Here is a 1,742-nt window from a genome sequence, read left to right as displayed (position 1 = left end):
CAATGCCACGAAGTTAAGGACTGGGCGGCGGTGTCAAGGGTGCGCGAGATAAGGGAAGTGCCTCTGCTATTCAGGGGATCGACCAAGATCTTCCTGAGAAAGCAGAGGCCCAGTGACCCAGTCTGTCACGGGCGGAACCGACGTGTTCGCGCCTGGCCATATCGGTGAGTTAACCCAGGTCATCCCAACCGAGTTGGTGGACGCAGTGCTGGACGAGACGGGGGCACGCGAGCAGCGACTGCGGAGCCTCCCCTCTCGTGTCGGGGTGTACTTCGTCCTGGCGCTCGGGTTGTTCGAGCATCTGGGCACCACACTGGTGTGGGGCAAACTCGCCACTGGACTGGGGGCCCAGGTGCCGCAGCCCTCGGAGAAGGCCCTTCGCGATCTGCGTCGGCGGGTCGGCGTGGCACCGCTCAAGCGGCTGTTCGACGTGCTGGCGGGCCCGCTGGCCCAGCCGTCCACACCCGGAGTGCGCTACCGCCGCTGGCGCACGGTCGCCTTCGACGGCTGCGGGAGTCTGAACGTCCCCGACCACGAGCGCAACCGGTCCTGGCTGGGCCGCACCGAGCGCCGCCACGGCCCGACCGGCTACCCCCGGCTGATGCTCATGACCCTTTGTGAAACAGGCACCCGCGGCCTGATTGCCGCCGTCTTCGGCTCCGCCTCCAAGGGCGAGACCGACTACGCCCACGACCTGGTCGGCCACCTGACCCCAGACATGCTCCTGCTCGCCGACCGTGCCTTCGACAGCAACGAACTGCTCGCAAACATCGCAGCTCAGGGTGCTCAGCTACTGATACGTGCCACCAGTGTCCGGCGCCCTCCGGTGCTGGCACTGCTGCCCGACGGCTCCTACCTCACCCGCATCAGCGGCGTTCCTCTCAGAGTGATCGAGGCCGACGTCCGCACGCGCACCGCCGACGGCGGCGACTTCGGCGGCACCTATCGCCTGCTGACCACCCTCCGCGACCACCGTGCCGATCCCGCTGACTGCCTGGTGCGTCTCTACCACGAGCGCTGGGAGATCGAGACCACATACCTCGCACTCCGTCACACGCTGCTCAAGGGCAGGGTGCTGCGATCGAAGGACCCCGTCGGCGTCACCCAGGAGATGTGGGGACTGCTCACCCTCTACCAGGCACTGCGCTCGACAATGGTGACCGCGGTGGAGACGATACCCGGCTGCGATCCCGACCGGGCCGGCTTCACGATCGCTCTCGAGGCAGCACGCGACACGGTCGTCAGCCCCATCGGCACGATCCCAGTCGCTGGCCCATACGGACGCCCTGACCTGGTCGGATTCATTGGAACCCGCATCCTGAAGGCACTGCTTCCCCGGCGCCGAATGCGGCTTTCCACCCGCATCGTCAAAGGCGGGATATCCCGCTACCACAGCTGGAATCGCGACGGCCGTCCCCGCGACAGTACGCCGATCACCGCTCTCGAGATCACCGTGAATCCACCGGCGCTCCCCATCGCACAGGATCCGAGCCGAGCCCCATCCGGGCGCTGGGGCCAGGTCTGCCAGATCCTGGCCGCGCACTCCAACCAGGCCATGCACACCCGTGACATCGCTCAGCACCTCGGCCTCGCCACTGCGGGGCGCCCCCTGAGCAGCCTCACCGCGCAACTCTGCTACTGGGCACGCAACGGCCGACTCATCCGAACCGCGCCGAACACCTACAAGATCACCCTCCCCGACGCCTTGACACCGCCGCCCAGTCCTTAACTTCGTGGCATTG

Annotated in this window: 1 protein-coding gene; it reads left to right on the top strand. The window is 67.0% G+C overall.

The genetic code is table 11. The features are described from left to right. Window positions 1-112 precede the first annotated feature (112 nt). Window positions 113-1,729, top strand: a complete 1,617-nt coding sequence (locus ACWDBB_RS36165; RefSeq protein WP_449793647.1) for an IS4 family transposase — start codon at window positions 113-115, stop codon at window positions 1,727-1,729. Window positions 1,730-1,742 lie beyond the last annotated feature (13 nt).

The organism is Kitasatospora sp. NPDC001095 (assembly GCF_053598615.1).
The sequence above is the reverse complement of the archived record's forward strand: the minus strand, read 5'-3'. Positions and strand labels throughout refer to the sequence as shown.